This is a genomic window from Ruegeria sp. SATB027 (assembly GCF_059613825.1).
This window is the reverse complement of record NZ_JBXWTH010000031.1, coordinates 76,969-93,895: the sequence shown is the minus strand read 5'-3', so window position 1 is coordinate 93,895 and position 16,927 is coordinate 76,969. Positions and strand designations below refer to the sequence as shown.

The following is a 16,927-nucleotide window of genomic DNA, read 5'->3' as shown; positions in this document are numbered from 1 at the left end:
CCAACTGCTCATGCACCATTGCTACCCCACTGGATTCAAACAGGGAATCCCTCACGCCATTTGTGCAACAAAGCCGTTGGGAACCCAAAGTTCACCCAGCCTCTTTGGGGATTAGGAAAGTTCTCCCCTCTTAGCAATCCCAACGAGTTGGCAACAGCAGTGTTTTTTCCACCTTGATAGACTAATTGATAAATTGTCGTACAAAGCTGATAAGCTCTTGACCGCAGCCCGTCTTCGTATTCCTTTGAGAAGTCGTTGAGATCTCGAATGAGCCGTTGATAGTGTTGTTCTATCCGTTTCATCTTGTCGTGCTACCTCAATCAATACAGCCATCAAAAAGTCAGCATAAAATACATCTAAACAACGATCACGCAGTTGGTTGGACAAAACAAGAAGTCAGCAATCAAAACAATCAAACTTTGCCGTCGTCTCGCGCCAACTTTGAGAGCGGACATGAAACGCGCCCGCCCATGGGGGCGGGGCGGGCGCGTGCTTGATGCCTCGCATCAAGCATTGACTGGGCGGAAGACCCACCACCACACGCGCCCTCAAAAAACCAAAATCTACTGCAATTCAAATCCCTTCGGTTTACTAATCAGATCAAGACCCGGCTTCCCTGTGACAAGCTGGCTTGGATTTAACGATTAAGGATTTGCAATGGCCCGCCTTTATGACAGTCGAAAACGTGTTCTCGTAACCGGTGGGGCCGGATTTCTGGGCTCGCATCTGTGCGACCGGCTTCTGGATCAGGGGCATGAGGTTTTGTGCGTCGACAACCTGTTCACCGGCACCAAGCGCAATATCGACCATCTGCACAGCAACCCGCGGTTCGAGTTCATGCGCCACGATGTGACCTTCCCGCTGTTTGTGGAAGTGGACGAGATCTATAACCTCGCCTGCCCGGCCTCGCCCGTGCATTACCAGCACGATCCGGTGCAGACGACCAAGACCAGCGTGCATGGCGCGATCAACATGCTGGGCCTGGCGAAACGCCTGAAATGCAAGATCTTTCAGGCTTCGACGTCTGAGGTCTACGGTGACCCGACGATCCATCCGCAGACCGAAGACTATTGGGGCAACGTCAACCCGGTTGGTCCGCGCTCTTGCTATGACGAGGGCAAGCGGTGTGCCGAGACGTTGTTCTTTGATTACCACCGTCAGATGGGGCTTGAGATCAAGGTCGCCCGCATCTTCAACACCTACGGCCCCCGAATGCACCCCGCCGATGGGCGCGTTGTGTCGAACTTCATCATGCAGGCCCTGACGGGCGAGCCGATCACGATCTTTGGCGACGGCACGCAGACCCGGTCATTCTGCTACGTGGATGATCTGATCGAAGGGTTCATCCGCCTGATGGACACAGGCAAGGACGTCACCGGCCCCGTTAATCTGGGCAATCCCAACGAATTCTCGATGAACGAGCTGGCCAGCGAGGTGCAGGCGCTTGTTGGCGCGGAAACCCCTATCAGTTTCAAAGAGTTGCCCGAGGACGATCCGAAACAACGTCAGCCCGATATCACGCTGGCGCGGACCCTGCTGAACTGGGAACCCACAGTACAGCTGAAAGAAGGGTTGGACGCAACGATCCGGTATTTCCGGACGCTTCAGTCAGAAGGCGCAGCCGGATAACGCGTCTTGCCATGGCTCGGGGACCGGATCAGACCGCCGTGCCGATCAGCGCGACGCCAATCGCCATGAGGACCGCGGCGCCCAGGCGTCGCATCCAGTTGCCTTCCTTCAGGAAAATGAACCCGATCAGCGCCGCAAAGATGACCGAGGTTTCCCGCAGGGCCGAAACCGCCCCCAGCGGCGCAAAGTTCTTGGCGTAAAGCACCAGACCATACGCTGTCATCGAAACCAGCCCACCCAAAAGGCCCGTCATCCATATTCTGACTGGCAGGTCTTTGAGGGTGGTGCGTTTCCTGACCCCGATAAACCCTGCAATGAACAGGTGCAGAAAGGCCCCCCACGCCCAATAGCTGAGCGTATTGCCTGACAGCCGTACCCCAATCCCGTCAACCACCGAATAGATCGAAATGCAGAACCCGGTTCCCAGCGCAAATCCCAGCGCGCTGCGCCCGACACCCGAACGCAGCGCCGCCCAGCTGCTCAGCTGAATGCCAACTGCGATCAAGGCGATCCCACCCCAGGCCTGCCAGGGCAGAACTTCGCCCACCAGCGCCATCGCCCAAAGCGAGACCAGTGCCGGAACAATCCCGCGTGCTATGGGGTAAACCACACTCAGATCGCCATGCTGGTAGGCCTTGCCCAGCATGAAGTAATAACCGAAATGCACGACGGTCGAGAGCAGGATATAGACAAAGCTCTGCGTGTTCGGCAACGGCAGGACCATCACCATAACCGCCGCCGGCAAGACCTGACCCAACGCGACCAGACCCAGCATGGTGGTGCGGTCCGCTGCCGTTTTCACGATGGCATTCCATACGGCATGCAGTAGCGCCGCCGACAGAATAATCAGAATGACGAACAGGGTCATACCCGAACCTTTCCCGCAGAATTCGTGCGTAAAAAGGGTCTTTGGCCCCATTTCACTTGGGCGTGGTGTCTGCCAAAACCGGGATTTTTGTCAAGCCGGATTCCAGTGGTCAAATTACCGCCACTGTTGGGGACGTGTCCGCAAGCCGTTTCCGGTCTCGTCCCGCGCCCTTGTGCCCGGTAAGAAGTTACAACAGCACGTGATCCCGGTTGCAGGACGCGCATCACGTTCTAAGATCGGGCACATGAGTTTTGTGACAGACAACCAATTGCCCCTGCTAATCCTGTTTTTTCTGTCAGGATCGATCGGCACCGCCTTTTTGTTCCGCAAGCCAGCAGGGCACAGGGCATGGAAACTGGCCGATCTTGTCTGGGTCGTGCTGGGTGGCATCGGCGCATTGGTGGCTGTTCTGGCGGGGCTTTACACGTCGGACAGTTCGCGACTGGATCGCCAGATTGATGTGGCCTACGCCGCAACATTGGCATTCGACCGGGATGCCGCACGGTTTCGTCTGCGTTTCTGCGACCCGGCTTACGATCCTGACACGGCAGTGCTGTGCGACAAGGTTGAATTCCTGTCGGCATCAACTGCCAGCAACTCGGAATTGCCCCTGTTCATCGCCGTAACCAACGAAGTGGCCCCCCTGCAGGGCCTGCACTTCCTGTTCGGAAGTCAGGGCAAAGATGAAATGGACGAGCTGCGGGATATGACGGCAAAAGCTGATGCTTTCAATATCGACCAGTTCCTCGTATTCACGTCTCTGGACGACAAAACTCAGGTGGCCATCGACAACATGCGCCGTAAGGTACCCGCGATTGCCGGAGATTATCAGATCCTGGCACAAAGCTATGACGATCTGATCCAGCAGGTCGGCAAGTTGAAGGACGAATGGGAATACCTGCAGGCCAATGCCCATATTCTGGTTCTGCAAATCGTGGCGCTTTGTCTTGTTAGCTTTGCGGCCCCGTTTCGACTGGGAAAATCTATGGTCGAATTGCGCCGGGCGCTCAACGTCGATAGCCCCGCGCCAACACCTGTGGATCAACCCCCAGAAAGTAGCGCAGAAGTGTCCACAAGTTCCGCATGCCCCGTCGAGTCCAACCTGCCTGTTCATAGCGCTCCGCGCTCGTAGAGGCGCGCGACTCGAGTAATGCGATTCGTGGCAATGCGCGCACCAGCGCTACATCTTCCATCAAGGGTTGGTCCGGATACCCACCAGCCGCCAGATAGACATCACGCGGAACCAGCAACCCCTGATCTCCGTACGGCAAACCGAACAGCCTGCTGCGCAAATTGGCCCATCCGGCCACCCAGGTCGGCGCAAACCCACGCGCGCGAAAAGCCAACCGAAACGCAGCTGGTGCGTTGGAGGGTAGATGGGCGCTTACGCTCTCGGCCCACCCCGGCTGCAACAAGGTGTCTGCATGAAGGATTAACAACCATTCACCATCAGCCTGCGCGCACCCCCGGCGCAATTGACCACCGCGCGATGGCTCACCTTTCAGAACAAGCGCGCCAACATCTTCTGCAATTCTCAACGTCTGGTCTGTTGAGCCTGCATCGCTGACGATCAGGTCCCTGATCAGCCCGGAATGCACCCCTTCCATCAGGGCCTCAAGGCACGCAGGCAAGGAACCGGCGGCATTCAAGGTTGGAATCACTACAGTGACGGGTGCGGGCACGTCCGATAACCTCTGGTCTTGGCTGCGGGACTTCCTATATCACGAGGCCAAAGGCAATGACGAGGACCAAGCCATGCTCACCCGCCGCATCCTGCGCCTGACCGGCTCGGACACCGAAGACTTTTTGCAGGACCTCGTCACCAATGACGTTCGGGGGCTGGGCAATGGGCTTGTTTATACGGCGTTGCTTACTCCGCAGGGCAAGTATCTGGCAGATTTCTTTCTGAAACGCGATGACGGTGGAGTGCTGCTGGACGTGGCCGAGCCTTTTGCAAATGACCTGATCAAGCGCCTGAACATGTACAAACTCCGGGCGGATGTAGTAATCGAAGGCACGGATCTACATCTGCAACGCGGCACTGGGCCAGCACCGGACACCGCCCTTCATGACCCTCGTCACCCGGATATGGGTTGGCGCGATTACTCGACAGCTTCGGAAGGCGATGACGGAACCGACTGGGACGCGCTGCGCGTTCGACACTGCATCCCCGAGGCTGGGGTCGAACTGACGCCAGACAGCTATATCCTCGAATCCGGGTTCGAGGCGCTGAACGGCGTGGACTTCAAAAAGGGTTGCTATGTCGGTCAGGAAGTGACTGCGCGCATGAAGCACAAGACCGAATTGCGCAAAGGCTTGCGGCGGGTCATTGTCGAAGGATCGGTTCCGGTGGGGACTGAGATTACCGCAAACGGCAAACCCGTTGGCACCCTCTTCACGCAATCAGGCGGACACGGAATCGCGTATCTGCGCTTTGACCGTGCGAATGCAGACATGATGGCCGGAGACATCGTGGTTCGCCTGACGGACCAAGAATAACTTGTTGCCATATCGGCACGGCCTTATCCGCCATATGTTTCGTATAGTTTGAACCCGTTACCCAGCCCTGCCAATGTGTCGGCACAGGGGCAACACGGATACCCGCATGTTTCAGCTTTACTCCGCGATTTGGCGCGCCAGCGCCGGACGGCAGATTGTCCTCATTCTGTTATCCATTGCCATTGCTGCGCTTGCCGCGGTTCCGCTTGAGTTTCAACGCGATATCGTCAACCATCTTACGTCCAACGATCTTCATGTCGAAAAGCTGGTTCTGCTGGGCATCGGCATGATGATTGTCATCCTGCTAAGCCTCGCCCTGAAATGGGTTCTGGGTTTTCGCGCGGGTACATTGGGCGAAGACATGATCCGGCTGATCCGGCAACGCTTGCTGTGGCGCGCGACCGACCTGAAGGAAACGGGTGAAAATCTGCGCAAAGGTACCATGACGACCGCCATCTCAGCCGAGGCTGAGGAGCTGGGCAAGTTCGCAGGGGGCGCGTTCTCGGACCCGGTGGTTCAGGTTGGAACGCTGGTCAGCGTGATCGGGTACATATCCTCAACGCAGCCAGGCCTTGGCCTTATCGCGTTTTCCATGATTGTGCCGCAGATCATTATCGTTCTGGTGTCGCAACGCAAAGTGAACACGTTTGTCGCCGAACGCGTCCGCCTTTTGCGCAGCGCCACTGATAGGCTGACCACCGAGGATATCGATGCCGTCGAGCGGGATATCAATGCCCTGTTCGACGACATCTATGACACAAGGCGGCGCATGTTTCTTTGGAAGCTTTCGGCCAAGTTTCTCCTGAGCGTAATCAACGGCGCCGGAACCGTCGGTATTCTGATGTTGGGCGGTTATCTGGTGCTGCAAGGAAAGACCGACGTCGGCACGGTGGTGGCCGCGACCAGCGGGCTTGGCCGGATACAGGGCCCGACCGCGTTCCTGATCGCCTTTTACAGACAAGTCAGTGCCAACCGCATCAAATACGAGCTGATGCTAGAACTATTCGGCCCGGACCCCGCGCATTACCGGTACCGCAACAGTGCATAAAAAAAGACCGCGCAGCGGCTGCTTGCGCGGTCTGACACTAAAAGCGACGAAACGTCACGCGCGTTCGGAATATTCCATCGTTTCGGTGTTCACGATGATCATTTCATCCTGACCGATGAACGGCGGCACCATGACTTTCACGCCATTGTCCAGAATTGCAGGCTTGAACGAGTTCGCGGCGGTCTGACCTTTTACGACCGGCTCAGTTTCGACAATCTTGCAGGTCACTTTCTGCGGCAGCGTCGCGTTCAGCGCTTCACTTTCGTAGAATTCGACAACAATCGTCATGCCATCCTGAAGGAACGGACGGCGCTCTCCCAGCAAATCCGCTGGCAATTCAATCTGTTCGTATGTTTCGGCATCCATGAAGACCAGCATGCCATCGGTTTCATACAAGAACTGCTGATCCTTCTGTTCAAGGCGCACACGCTCAACCTTGTCAGCCGAGCGGAACCGTTCGTTCAGTTTCGAACCATTGCGCAGGTTGCGCAGTTCGACCTGCGCGAAAGCGCCGCCCTTGCCGGGCTTCACATGGTCAACCTTGACCGCGGCCCAAAGGCCGTCGTTATGCTCAAGCACATTGCCGGGGCGAATTTCGTTCCCATTTATCTTGGGCATTACATAATTCCTTCACAAACGGTTGATGCGTCAGTTGCGCCTCCTATATCTGGCGGGAACATACCTGACAAGACAACCAAACCTAGTGCTGCACGTGCAGCGAGATATGCAAGTGACGCAACGCAACTATGCATATTAGCTGTATCCGAATCGCACTTTATCGGTCATAAGGACCGTCACGCCGAAAATTGCAAGAGCAAGAAAAACAAGGAAGACGAGATGAGAGATTTCGTTGACGGCACTGCCTTTAACAACGAACAAGGCAATCGTGCTCGCAAACTTTTCGCGGCCGTTGTGTTGGCCGCACTCGATGACGCCATTGCCGATGACAAGAAGTATGGCAATGGCCCGGAACAAATCGCCCGTTGGGCGCGCTCGCGCGATGGACGCGAAGTGCTGTCTTGCGCGGGAATCGACCCGAACGAGCGGGTTGTCAGCGGACTGATGGAGTTCGTTGGCCGTGGCGTGCGGACCTCGGTCGCGCTGTCGCGTGAAGAAAGCGAGCGTCGCAATGCCGCTCAGCAGGCTGAAGCTGCCTGATCCAAGGCTGTTTCAACTCAGAAAAAACGCGCTCTGCCATCAGAGCGCGTTTTTCTATGCGTATCCCACCACGATCCTGGGCGTCAGGATGAGTTCGGGGCTTCCCCTGCCCGCCCAAATCAGGTCATCTGCGCCCTGACAGGTAGGAGACAATCCATGGTTCGCGCCATCATGATTCAAGGCACCGGCAGCAATGTCGGAAAATCCGTTCTGGTGGCGGGGCTTGCGCGGGCTTTTACACGGCGGGGTCTTCGGGTTGCGCCCTTCAAACCGCAGAACATGTCGAACAATGCTGCTGTTACAGAAAACGGTGGGGAAATCGGTCGCGCACAGGCCCTTCAGGCACGGGCGGCAAGGCGGGCGACGCATACGGATATGAACCCTGTATTGCTAAAACCTGAAACTGATACCGGCGCGCAGATCATTGTTCAGGGGCAGCGCGCGGGCACCATGAAAGCCGGTGATTACCGCAAGGATAAATCCAGGCTGCTAAGCGCCGCACTGGAAAGCTTTGACCGGCTGTGCAACGACGCGGATCTGGTTCTAATCGAAGGGGCGGGCAGCCCGGCCGAAACAAACCTGCGCAAGGGTGACATCGCCAATATGGGCTTTGCCTGCGCTGCGAACATACCTGTAATACTTGTCGGCGACATTCACCGCGGCGGTGTGATCGCACAGATCGTTGGCACTCAGGCGGTTCTGGACGACGGCGATCTTGCGCGAATTCGGGGCTTTGCCGTCAATCGGTTCAAGGGGGATGTATCCCTTTTTGACGAAGGGCGCGATGATATTGCCTCTCGTACAGGGTGGCCCTGTCTGGGGGTCGTGCCATGGTTTCATGACGCCTGGAAGCTACCGGCCGAAGATATGATGGACATCCGTTCTCACACAGGCGGCACCTGCAAGGTTGTTGTGCCACAGCTTGAACGGATGGCGAATTTCGACGACCTTGATCCATTGTCGGCCGAACCCGGTGTGAGTGTCGAGATCATTCCGGCCGGACGCGCATTGCCGGGCGATGCCGATCTGGTTTTGCTACCGGGCAGCAAATCCACCATCGGAGATCTGGCCTATTTCCGTGCACAAGGCTGGGACATCGACCTGTACGGCCATGTCCGGCGCGGCGGGCATGTTTTGGGTCTCTGTGGTGGCTTTCAAATGCTGGGCAAGACCATTTCCGACCCCGATGGCGTAGACGGTCGACCGGGTAAGGTCGACGGGTTGGGGTTGCTGGATGTGGACACAGTCATGGGAGGACAAAAGCAAGTTGTCCTGCGTACGGCCCATGCGTTGCCGGACCGAGAGCCAGTCACCGGATACGAAATCCACATGGGCCATACAAACGGGCCGGATTGCACCAATGCATGGCTTGAGGTCGAAGGCCGCCCTGAAGGCGCGGCCAGCGCAAACGGGCGGATCAAGGGAAGCTATCTGCACGGTATCTTTTCGTCCGACGTATTCCGGGCGCGGTATTTGTCAGCGTTAGGCGTGACCTCGGACCTGTCCTATGAGGACGGCGTCGAGCAGGCGCTGGACGATCTGGCCGATCATCTGGAGCGCCACATGGACCTTGACCTTCTTTTCAGCCTCGCGCAGCCCCCGCACCGTGGCTGAGAGTTACTCCAGATCCTGAGCCGCAAGAGCGCGGGCGATCTCTCGCCTGACCATCTTGCGCACATTCCGTGTAATCCGCTCACCCATCGTTCCTTGCAGCTCGGCGCGGACAACCTCTGCGATCAGGGTGCGCAGAGCGTCTTCATCCATGTCGATCGTCCTGACGTTTTCGTCGGAACCAGGTTCTTCGGCATCAGCATCAGACACAACAGCTTGAGACGACCGGATGAATTCCGCCTGATAAGGTGCGTCTTCGTCCTGCTGAACCGCGTCTGGTTCTTCACCACCGGCAGCATCAATCGACATCGCAGCGGCAAATTCTTCTTCGACATCCCATGGCAGCGCGTGAGACGGTGTGCCCGAATATGCATCCTGGCTGTCACCGTCCGGTTCCCACTGATCTTCTGTTTGCGCAATGGCCGCTTCCAGCGCTTCGATCTTTGCACTCAGGCTGCTTGTTGCATCATCCGCCGCGACGCGTTTCGTCTCGGCTGTTTCTGGCTTGTCCTGCTCGGCGTTCGCGGGTTGACCCGTCTGAACGATATCGCAGGTGCGCAGCAACATCGGCTTCGCAGCATCTGAAACTTCGGCTTCTGATACAGCTTTAGCGGGAATCACCCCCAATTGATCTGGTGTGCTGATCCGCAAAGCATCTGTAAGCACCAGCCGCCCCGGCTTGCGTGCCTTAGTCGTTTGATCCGCGACGGTTTTATCACGACTGTCTTCACTGACCAGACGTTTGACCGAAGACAGAACGTCTTCGATCCCTGCTTTCACGACATTATCAGACATTGTTCTCTACCGCTCTATCCTTGGATCGAGTGTAGCCAAACAATCCGCGCCTCACAACAGATAGTATTGGCGATCAGTCCCGGCGCAATGCTTTGAGAACGCGATCCAGATCCTTGCTTTGCTTGCTGACCTGTGCCGGCGCATTCTTGACCAGATTGTAATACAAAGTCGGATCATAGATTTGCACCGCCAGCCCAAGACGCTCGGCTGTCAGAAGGCCCTGCGCCTGCAACAACTGATAGGCAGCCCGCGACCGTTCGGTGCGCGAAGCGACTTCTGCCAGCTGCGCATCCAGCAAATCCTGTTGTGCATTCAATACATCCAGAGTTGTTCGCGCGCCCAGAGTTGCCTCTTCCCGGATGCCATCAAACGCCACCTGCGAGGCGTTAACGCGCTCGGTTGACGCCCTCAGACTGGCGCTGGCCGCCTGAAACGCCGCATAACGGTCGGTCACACCCTGCGTGATGTTCTTTTGAACGTTCAGAAGATTCGCACGCGAGGCATCCCGGCTGGCCATTGCGCGGCGCACATTTGCCGCCAACCGGCCACCCGCATAGATTGGTTGTGTGAAGTTCAGCGACACGGTCGCGTCGTTCACATAGTCATTATTGTCATAGCGCTCGGACACGCCAGCATCGGCATTCAGGCTGACATTCGGCCCAAGGTTTGCCCGTTGCTGCTGCACGACCAGATCAAACGCCCTGACCTGATGCTGCGCCGACAGAATGGCCGGGTGGTTGCGCTGCGCCAGATTCACAGCTTCAGCTTCGGAACGCGGCAGATTGGGCAGGCTCGGCTGACCAGCCGTTCGCCCCGGTGCCTTTCCGACTGCGTTCACGTATTCGGCCTGCGCAATGCTCAACTCGCCACGTGCCACCGCCAGATCCGCCTGAGAGCTTGCCAGCTGTGCTTCGGACAATGCGACGTCCGTGCGGGTTACTTCGCCCACTTCGAAGCGGTCATTCGACGCCCTAAGTTCCTCTGCTGACACATCCACGTTGTTCTGGCGGATCGCCACGGTCTCTTCCTGCAACAGGACGCCCAGATAGGCATTTGCTGCGCGAATAAGAACCTGTTGTTCGATATCAATCAGGGTTTGCCGGGTAGACAGCACCGTTTCCTGCGCCGACTGCTTGCCCAGCACAGACGCGCCGCCATCATACAAAAGCTGGCTCAGCGTCAGGCCCGAAAAGAACCGCGACGGTTCGTTTGTCGTCACGACGTTATTGACCCGCGACCGGGTGTAATCCTGGCTGACCTGCACGGTCCAGTTGATGATTGGTCGCAACGCAGAAAGCGCAATGGCCACATCTTCATCCGCAGCCCGCAACAACGCCCGGTTCTGTTCAAGCAAACCACTGGTGTTATACGCACCGATGAACGCATCCGTTATGTTGTCTGCCCACGCTGCACGCCCTGGCATCACGCTCATGGCAAGTCCTGCGGTCACAGCAAACGCCCTGACCAGCTTACCTGTCGCCGAACCACGCATACCAAAATCCTCTCAAACGAAATTACACTGCCCTACAGGCAGTTTGCGGCCTTCTTTTCAACTAATCAAGGCGATAGAAAAATCTATCGGCGGACTATAGCGAAAATGCACACTCTGCCGAAAAACCTTCCAGAACCGGCGCATTGGCATTGAACACATCACGCCAACTGACGCGACCACCGGTTTTTCGACCGATCCGCACGGTGCCCAGGTTGCCGTTGACAAACAGACACACGATCCGACCGTGATCCTTGAGTTGATCCAACAGGGCATCGGGCACCTGCTCGACACCGCCCTGCACCATGATCGCATCATAGGGGCCGTGTTCTGCCACACCCTGCTCCAGCGCGCCGACGTGGATAATAGCGTTGTGCACGTCAGCTTCGGCCAAGAGGCTTTGCGCCTCGGCTGCAAGGGTTTCGTCGCTTTCAACACCCACAACCAACTCAGCCATCCGCGCGGTGACAGCCGTGGAATACCCCATTGCCGGAGCGATATCGAGGACCATCTCATCCTTGGATATGTTCAGCACGTCCAGCATTTTAGCCAGGGTTCGCGGCTCCAACATGCTGCGCCCGTCCCCCAGATCAATCAGGCCGTCCACATAGGCCGCCTCGCGTTGAGAATCGGGCACGAAGCTTTCCCGCGGAACACTCAGCATCGCCTCAATGATCGGGAACTTGGTGACGTCAGAGGGGCGGATCTGTGTATCAACCATTGTGCGGCGCCGGGCTGCGAAGTCAGTCATTGGATATCTCGTCTCATTCCCAAAGATGTCGGGCTTGTGCCATATCCTGAACCTTCCAGCAACGCCCCTGTTGCCGCAACCTGAATCTTGATCACCTCCTTGGGCGTGGACGTCGGCAAATTTCGATCTTGTCGGCAATTTCGAGCGCAATCCACTGGACGCCCCAGAGGAAAGCTGTTAAAAACCCAGTCACACCACGGCAAGTATTTGATTTTACTTGAAAAGGCGAGTTGGCGGAGTGGTGACGCAGCGGATTGCAAATCCGTGTACACCGGTTCGATTCCGGTACTCGCCTCCAACATATTGTGGTATTTCTCGCAAATCCCAAAGATAAACACAAGATCTAGCTCTCAGCGATCCGTGCACAATTCGTACACAGTCCGAGTGCAGATTCGGCTGCATTTTGAGACCTTTTGCCGTATACTGAGAAAAAACAGGCAACTAGGCGAAGCAGCACGCGATGAGCTACGGCGTTACCACTGTAAATGTGCACAAAAAACTGAAGTTGGATAAGCGCCAGGGCAGCGAAAATTGGTACGTGCGGCTGACTTTGGACAACGGCAAACGTGTTGTGAAAAGCACAAAGACGGACGACTTAGAGGAAGCTAAAGAACGCGCAATTGAATTGTACCACGAGACCAAGGCGCGCATTAAAAACAACCTCCCTGCACAAACACGCAAATTTAAGCATGTTGCAGAGTATGCCATTGCGAGAATGCAGCGCGAACTTGATGAGGGCGGCGGCAAGCAAGCTTACAAAGATTACTTCTCAGCACTGCGCATCTGGCTCATCCCGTATTTTGGACACACTGACGTAGCGAAGATAGATTTGGCTGCGCTGACGGCTTTTGACGCGTGGCGTACTGAGACGAATAAAAAGCCGTTTTCTCAAAGCGGCATCAACAATCACAACGCTGCGCTGAACAGAGTTTTGGACGAAGCAGAACTACACGGCTGGATCGTAAAATCCATGCGCCCCACTCTGCTCAACAAAGGTGTCAAAAGCGAAAGCAGAGGCAGCTTCACGGACGCCGAGTACAAGAAGATTTATACGGCGCTGCGCACGTGGCACAAAAAGACGAAAGACAAGAAAGCGATAGCGACGCGCGAAGTGCTACGAAACTACGTGCTGTTTCTGGCAAACACTGGCGTGCGGCACGGCACAGAGGCTTTGCGGCTGCGTTGGCGCAACATTGAATGGCAGGAGAATGGCGGCGAACGCTATTTGGTGGTGAACGTAGACGGGAAAACGCGAAAGAGAAGCGCAGTGGCGCGAGACACAGTGGAAGGCTACTTGGACAGACAAAGTAAGCTGAACCCCGCTCTCAGCTACGACAGCTTCGCTCTGCTCATCGCAGCCAAAAGCAACGAGCATGTGTTCACGACTCGCTTGGGCGCAGTTGCAAACATAGCGAGCTTAAACCGCGCATTTAATGCGCTGTTGGACGACTTGGGTCTGAAAGTTGGCGCGGATGGCAAATCCCGCACTTTGTACAGCTTGCGGCACTACTATGCGACGCGGGACTTGAAGCGCGGCATCAGCACCCACGCCTTGAGCAAACAAATGGGTAACAGCACTGCGATGCTGGACAAGCACTACAGCAAATACAGTCCATTGCTTAATGCTGAAATGCACAGCGGACGCGACATGCGAAAAAGCCCAAAGAAAGAGGCGATGGCAAACGGTGGCGGTGTGGTGGAAACGGCATTCAATATGCTTGCAGCGGGCAAGCTAGATGAAGCTGGGCTACTGGCGGCTTTGGGCGTTGAACGACAGAACTACGTGGTGACAGAAGAAATTGCGATGAAGGCGCTGACGGCAAAGAATGATGACTTGATAGAGGGCGAAACTTTGCTGCGGATTTTGAATGGGTAGCAGGGGGAGAACAAAAGAGACGTGCTTACTTACTAGCCCTAGTCAATCTCCTTCATCCAGCTCCAAATGTTCCTCTGTGTAGCCCTTTCGATCGCTGATCCAGTCTTCTTCCTCTCCCGTCACATAGTCACTCGCAATCTCCGAAAAGAAATCAAACCATTCATCGCTGTCGGCATCAAAAGCCTTCTTTGCAGCTTCAACTGATCCAAACTCCTCAATCAATACGGGGTCTGGTATTTCGATGAACTTCTTTACGTGCACGGAGTGGCGTTCAGTCTTTGTTAGCTTCATTTCAACTCCAGCTGTGAGCTACTCCCCAATGTTGGAACAGATTTGAGCGTAGTTTAAGCTACTCTTTGCTCCTGCTGATCGGGTTGTGTTGTGTTATTTCTTAGCCAATAGACCACGGCAGGGGGTTTGCCGCCAAGGGCGGAATGGGGGCGTTTTCGGTTGTAGAACTCGATCCACTTGCCGACACCGGCCTTTGCCTCTGATCCGGTTTCCCATGCATGCAGGTAGACACACTCGTATTTCAGGCTTCGCCAGAGCCGTTCGACGAAGATGTTGTCTAGGAACAAGTCCCCAAATTTTTCTGACAAAAATCTACACCTTGGCTTTATCTTCTTAAAAAATCTACCAGAATTCACTGCAAGAAAAAAGGGTAGCGCAACGCGCCACCCCAAAAACATTTGGATATTTTCTTCGCCACTGGAGCTTATGAACGACTTTTCGAGCGCTTGGTGACAACGGTGCCAATTGCCTCGTCTAGTTCGCCAGCTTCCGTCGCTGCTTTCAACGTAATCAACGCGTCAGCAATATCCTTCAGCGCTTTCACAAAGACTGCGTTTCCGCTGCCAATTTTCAGCGCCTTGTTCCCGTATTTGCACTGCACGTACCAGCCGCCATCTTGCTCGAAGAACCACGGGCGCACTTTGCGTAGTTTGTCCACCAGCACTTTTTCACCCTGCTCGTTCTTGATCCATGTCTTGCGCGTCACCTCGTAAATTTCACCCTTTGCAGCGGCATCAGCCGCTTTCACCTGTTCTTCGATTGCAGCGACAAGTTTGCGGCGGCGCAGTTGAACAGGGTCCTGCTTGCTGGCGCGGGTGACGGATTTTACGGTTAGTTTGGATAGTACAGACATATCATAGCTCCTATAGTCACCCCATATGTCTGCTGCCTTCTAAGAAGAAAGCGATCTAAATCTGATAGTTAGGCTAAAATTGCAAAAGGTCAGCACGGAGCTGACCTTGAGCAAAAGTATCAATGTAGCTTACATGCGGTGAGCTTCGACGGCATGACCAGTGATATTTGTGAATGACTGCATTTTCGCTGCTTCTTCAGCCATTACTTCTTCCCTGCTCCGTAGTGGCGTGCTCATCTTGCGCCCCAACAGCAAAAGCACGCGCTCAATTGCAATGTCATCACGCAACTCAATGACTTTCTGCGGCGTAGCACCGTCAGGTCTAAAGTTAAGAGTAATTGTCAGCCCCTCAAGCAATTCATTTTCAGCTTTTGCTTCGCCATTGGCTGCATTTACAATTTCGCTGTGCTCTTCAGTACCCAACCAACCATCAAGTACTGTAAGCCCGCAATTGATGTGTCCTTGCTCACGATCGCTGGGCTTAACACCGTTCTTGTTTGTGTTTGCTACCTCGTAAACACCGCCCTCGCTTGCCAGCCAGGCAGCAAATGAAACATTGCGCGACATGACGTCTTCGTTCTTTTGAGCAATTTTCAGCACGCGCGCCCAAGCTTTTTCGCGGGATGGCGTAATGTTGCCGCAAACGAAACGCAAAGCTTTGGTTTCAAGGGACGTGGCCTTCGTAAAATTGACTTCCTTGTTCTCTTTGCGTTCGTCCATGATAAGTTCGAATGTCTCGCGCAGACGCTGCTTTTCTGCTTTTGTCGATTTTTCGCCAACTAGTTTGATCCGTTGAACGACCAAAAACACGCCGCCCAAGAACTCGTACAGAACTGTGTTTGCTTTCTTTTCAAGAGCCTCGAATTCTGCATAGACGGATTTCAAGTCTTGGAGGTAGCTGACAGCAGCTTTCGCTTCACTCAAAACATCTTCGCGCTTGGTCAGCGGGTAGTTGTGGTGGGCGCGCACCTGTTCGTTGGTTTCGCCAATTGCTGCTGCTGGCAGCATGTTAGTTACGGCTTCAGTGATGTTGTTTTCAAAGTTATTCAGCATTGTAGATTCCTTTTCTTATGCTTGTTTCTGTTGATCGTTGACGCTGTTTCGTCATCAACAAATACAGATTAGAATGAAAAACTACCTTGTGCCGTTGAGTGAAATAGGCTCTACTTGAATGTATATAAAATGGTTTAAGTGACTGTTTTAAATATGGATGATAGGCGACACAGAGCTGGACCAAAGCTCTTCATACATGCCCCACCGTACAAAGGCATACGCTCACGCGAAACAGGCGAATATGTTTCAAAACGTCTTGCTCGAATCCAACCACCGTTTATTGACGCGAAGCCGTGGCAATGCTCCGTGTTCTATTTTTGGTGGGAGTTCTTGCGGCGGCACGAAGGCTACAAAGATTGTTGTGAACGAGGTGGCGCAGGGCGCTATAAAAAGCTGTATGCGGATTTTGGCGATGTGCACGCCCATGAGACCAAGGATTTTTGGAAGTGGTGGAGCGAAAAAATCGAAGAAGACCTAACACGCGGACAGCACTTGTTTGCGGAACCTGTGGCGCGGCGCATAGGCGTGGGAAACAGGTCGTTGAACGACCAAACTAACGGCACAATCACACTAACAATACCGCTTGAGGTTAGGACGAAACAACTCGTTCAGAATTTCCGCAAGGTGCTGAACGATCAAAAAGAGGAAGTTGCGGCTGCACGGCGAATTAGTAGAGCGCTATATCCCGTCGCAGCCAAAGTCAGGCTCAATTCGTTGTACCAAACTCTTTGCGTATGGGACGTGTGGCAGGAGCACAAGAAACGCAAGAAGAAGTATGAGCTTGCGGAGTTAGCAGGACTACACGTGAACAAGGTGGTGAACGGGTGGACGGTTGAAATGGCAAAGCGCCAAGACCTACCTTTCAGTGACATACAAAGAGAAGTCAGGCGCAGACAAACCGCAAGCTTCAATCGCCACCTGGCTGCGGCTACTGATTACATTGAAAACGTAGGTAGAGGGCAGTTTCCGTTGCGGAGCAAATGAACAAGAACAGTGCCTACAAGTA

Annotated in this window: 16 protein-coding genes, 1 tRNA gene and 2 pseudogenes; 9 read left to right on the top strand and 10 right to left on the bottom strand. The window is 54.9% G+C overall.

What is annotated here, in order from left to right:
* Nucleotides 1-657 precede the first annotated feature (657 nt).
* On the top strand, nucleotides 658-1,629 hold the full coding sequence (locus tag AC2FPW_RS07625; protein ID WP_480485203.1) for a UDP-glucuronic acid decarboxylase family protein: 972 nt from the start codon (nucleotides 658-660) through the stop codon (nucleotides 1,627-1,629).
* Nucleotides 1,630-1,657: 28 nt separating this feature from the next.
* On the opposite strand, the gene AC2FPW_RS07620 is transcribed toward AC2FPW_RS07625, so the two are convergent.
* Nucleotides 1,658-2,497 (bottom strand): EamA family transporter, encoded by an 840-nt coding sequence (locus AC2FPW_RS07620; RefSeq protein ID WP_496804139.1) that lies wholly within the window; start codon nucleotides 2,495-2,497, stop codon nucleotides 1,658-1,660.
* Between the two features lie 244 nt (nucleotides 2,498-2,741).
* Here AC2FPW_RS07620 and AC2FPW_RS07615 point away from each other — a divergent pair.
* A pseudogene (locus AC2FPW_RS07615) lies at nucleotides 2,742-3,497 on the top strand (hypothetical protein); the annotation flags it as partial.
* Nucleotides 3,498-3,504: 7 nt separating this feature from the next.
* Here the strand turns inward: AC2FPW_RS07615 and AC2FPW_RS07610 are convergent.
* A complete protein-coding gene (locus AC2FPW_RS07610) occupies nucleotides 3,505-4,179 on the bottom strand; it encodes a TIGR04283 family arsenosugar biosynthesis glycosyltransferase (RefSeq protein WP_480485201.1) in 675 nt (224 codons plus the stop codon).
* A gap of 73 nt (nucleotides 4,180-4,252) precedes the next feature.
* Here AC2FPW_RS07610 and ygfZ point away from each other — a divergent pair, with 73 nt between their 5' ends.
* Both ygfZ and AC2FPW_RS07600 read left to right on the top strand, forming a co-directional pair.
* Complete coding sequence (gene ygfZ, locus AC2FPW_RS07605; RefSeq protein ID WP_496813090.1) at nucleotides 4,253-4,996, top strand: CAF17-like 4Fe-4S cluster assembly/insertion protein YgfZ; 744 nt, start codon at nucleotides 4,253-4,255, stop codon at nucleotides 4,994-4,996.
* Between the two features lie 106 nt (nucleotides 4,997-5,102).
* Nucleotides 5,103-6,044 (top strand): ABC transporter transmembrane domain-containing protein, encoded by a 942-nt coding sequence (locus AC2FPW_RS07600; protein WP_480484218.1) that lies wholly within the window; start codon nucleotides 5,103-5,105, stop codon nucleotides 6,042-6,044.
* A 54-nt stretch (nucleotides 6,045-6,098) separates the two neighbouring features.
* On the opposite strand, the gene efp is transcribed toward AC2FPW_RS07600, so the two are convergent.
* Nucleotides 6,099-6,662: an elongation factor P gene (efp, locus tag AC2FPW_RS07595; protein ID WP_209503361.1), complete on the bottom strand. Its 564-nt coding sequence runs from the start codon at nucleotides 6,660-6,662 to the stop codon at nucleotides 6,099-6,101.
* Between the two features lie 219 nt (nucleotides 6,663-6,881).
* On the opposite strand from efp, the gene AC2FPW_RS07590 reads away from it, so the two are divergent.
* Together AC2FPW_RS07590 and AC2FPW_RS07585 are read left to right on the top strand one after the other, a co-directional pair.
* Nucleotides 6,882-7,202, top strand: coding sequence for a DUF6280 family protein (locus AC2FPW_RS07590; RefSeq protein WP_037310273.1), 321 nt, complete (start codon nucleotides 6,882-6,884; stop codon nucleotides 7,200-7,202).
* 156 nt (nucleotides 7,203-7,358) lie between these two features.
* A complete protein-coding gene (locus tag AC2FPW_RS07585; RefSeq protein WP_496813088.1) occupies nucleotides 7,359-8,816 on the top strand; it encodes a cobyric acid synthase in 1,458 nt (485 codons plus the stop codon).
* Between the two features lie 3 nt (nucleotides 8,817-8,819).
* On the opposite strand, the gene AC2FPW_RS07580 is transcribed toward AC2FPW_RS07585, so the two are convergent.
* From AC2FPW_RS07580 to AC2FPW_RS07570, 3 genes are all read right to left on the bottom strand, one after another.
* On the bottom strand, nucleotides 8,820-9,608 hold the full coding sequence (locus AC2FPW_RS07580) for a hypothetical protein (protein ID WP_496813086.1): 789 nt from the start codon (nucleotides 9,606-9,608) through the stop codon (nucleotides 8,820-8,822).
* A gap of 73 nt (nucleotides 9,609-9,681) precedes the next feature.
* Nucleotides 9,682-11,100 carry a TolC family outer membrane protein gene (locus tag AC2FPW_RS07575; protein ID WP_209503355.1) on the bottom strand — a complete coding sequence of 473 codons (1,419 nt, stop codon included), beginning with the start codon at nucleotides 11,098-11,100 and terminating at the stop codon, nucleotides 9,682-9,684.
* A 94-nt stretch (nucleotides 11,101-11,194) separates the two neighbouring features.
* Nucleotides 11,195-11,848 (bottom strand): protein-L-isoaspartate O-methyltransferase family protein, encoded by a 654-nt coding sequence (locus tag AC2FPW_RS07570; RefSeq protein ID WP_496813084.1) that lies wholly within the window; start codon nucleotides 11,846-11,848, stop codon nucleotides 11,195-11,197.
* 224 nt (nucleotides 11,849-12,072) lie between these two features.
* On the opposite strand from AC2FPW_RS07570, the gene AC2FPW_RS07565 reads away from it, so the two are divergent.
* A tRNA-Cys gene (locus AC2FPW_RS07565) sits at nucleotides 12,073-12,146 on the top strand.
* A gap of 162 nt (nucleotides 12,147-12,308) precedes the next feature.
* Nucleotides 12,309-13,724 carry a tyrosine-type recombinase/integrase gene (locus AC2FPW_RS07560; protein ID WP_496813083.1) on the top strand — a complete coding sequence of 472 codons (1,416 nt, stop codon included), beginning with the start codon at nucleotides 12,309-12,311 and terminating at the stop codon, nucleotides 13,722-13,724.
* A 42-nt stretch (nucleotides 13,725-13,766) separates the two neighbouring features.
* Here the strand turns inward: AC2FPW_RS07560 and AC2FPW_RS07555 are convergent, their stop codons facing one another.
* From AC2FPW_RS07555 to AC2FPW_RS07540, 4 genes and pseudogenes are all read right to left on the bottom strand, one after another.
* Nucleotides 13,767-14,015 (bottom strand): hypothetical protein, encoded by a 249-nt coding sequence (locus AC2FPW_RS07555; RefSeq protein ID WP_496813082.1) that lies wholly within the window; start codon nucleotides 14,013-14,015, stop codon nucleotides 13,767-13,769.
* Between the two features lie 53 nt (nucleotides 14,016-14,068).
* Nucleotides 14,069-14,299, bottom strand: a pseudogene (locus tag AC2FPW_RS07550) (integrase core domain-containing protein); the annotation flags it as partial.
* A 140-nt stretch (nucleotides 14,300-14,439) separates the two neighbouring features.
* Nucleotides 14,440-14,868 carry a hypothetical protein gene (locus tag AC2FPW_RS07545; protein WP_496813080.1) on the bottom strand — a complete coding sequence of 143 codons (429 nt, stop codon included), beginning with the start codon at nucleotides 14,866-14,868 and terminating at the stop codon, nucleotides 14,440-14,442.
* Between the two features lie 129 nt (nucleotides 14,869-14,997).
* Nucleotides 14,998-15,921 (bottom strand): hypothetical protein, encoded by a 924-nt coding sequence (locus tag AC2FPW_RS07540; RefSeq protein ID WP_496813079.1) that lies wholly within the window; start codon nucleotides 15,919-15,921, stop codon nucleotides 14,998-15,000.
* Nucleotides 15,922-16,227: 306 nt separating this feature from the next.
* Here AC2FPW_RS07540 and AC2FPW_RS07535 point away from each other — a divergent pair, with 306 nt between their 5' ends.
* Nucleotides 16,228-16,905 (top strand): hypothetical protein, encoded by a 678-nt coding sequence (locus AC2FPW_RS07535; protein WP_496813078.1) that lies wholly within the window; start codon nucleotides 16,228-16,230, stop codon nucleotides 16,903-16,905.
* Nucleotides 16,906-16,927 lie beyond the last annotated feature (22 nt).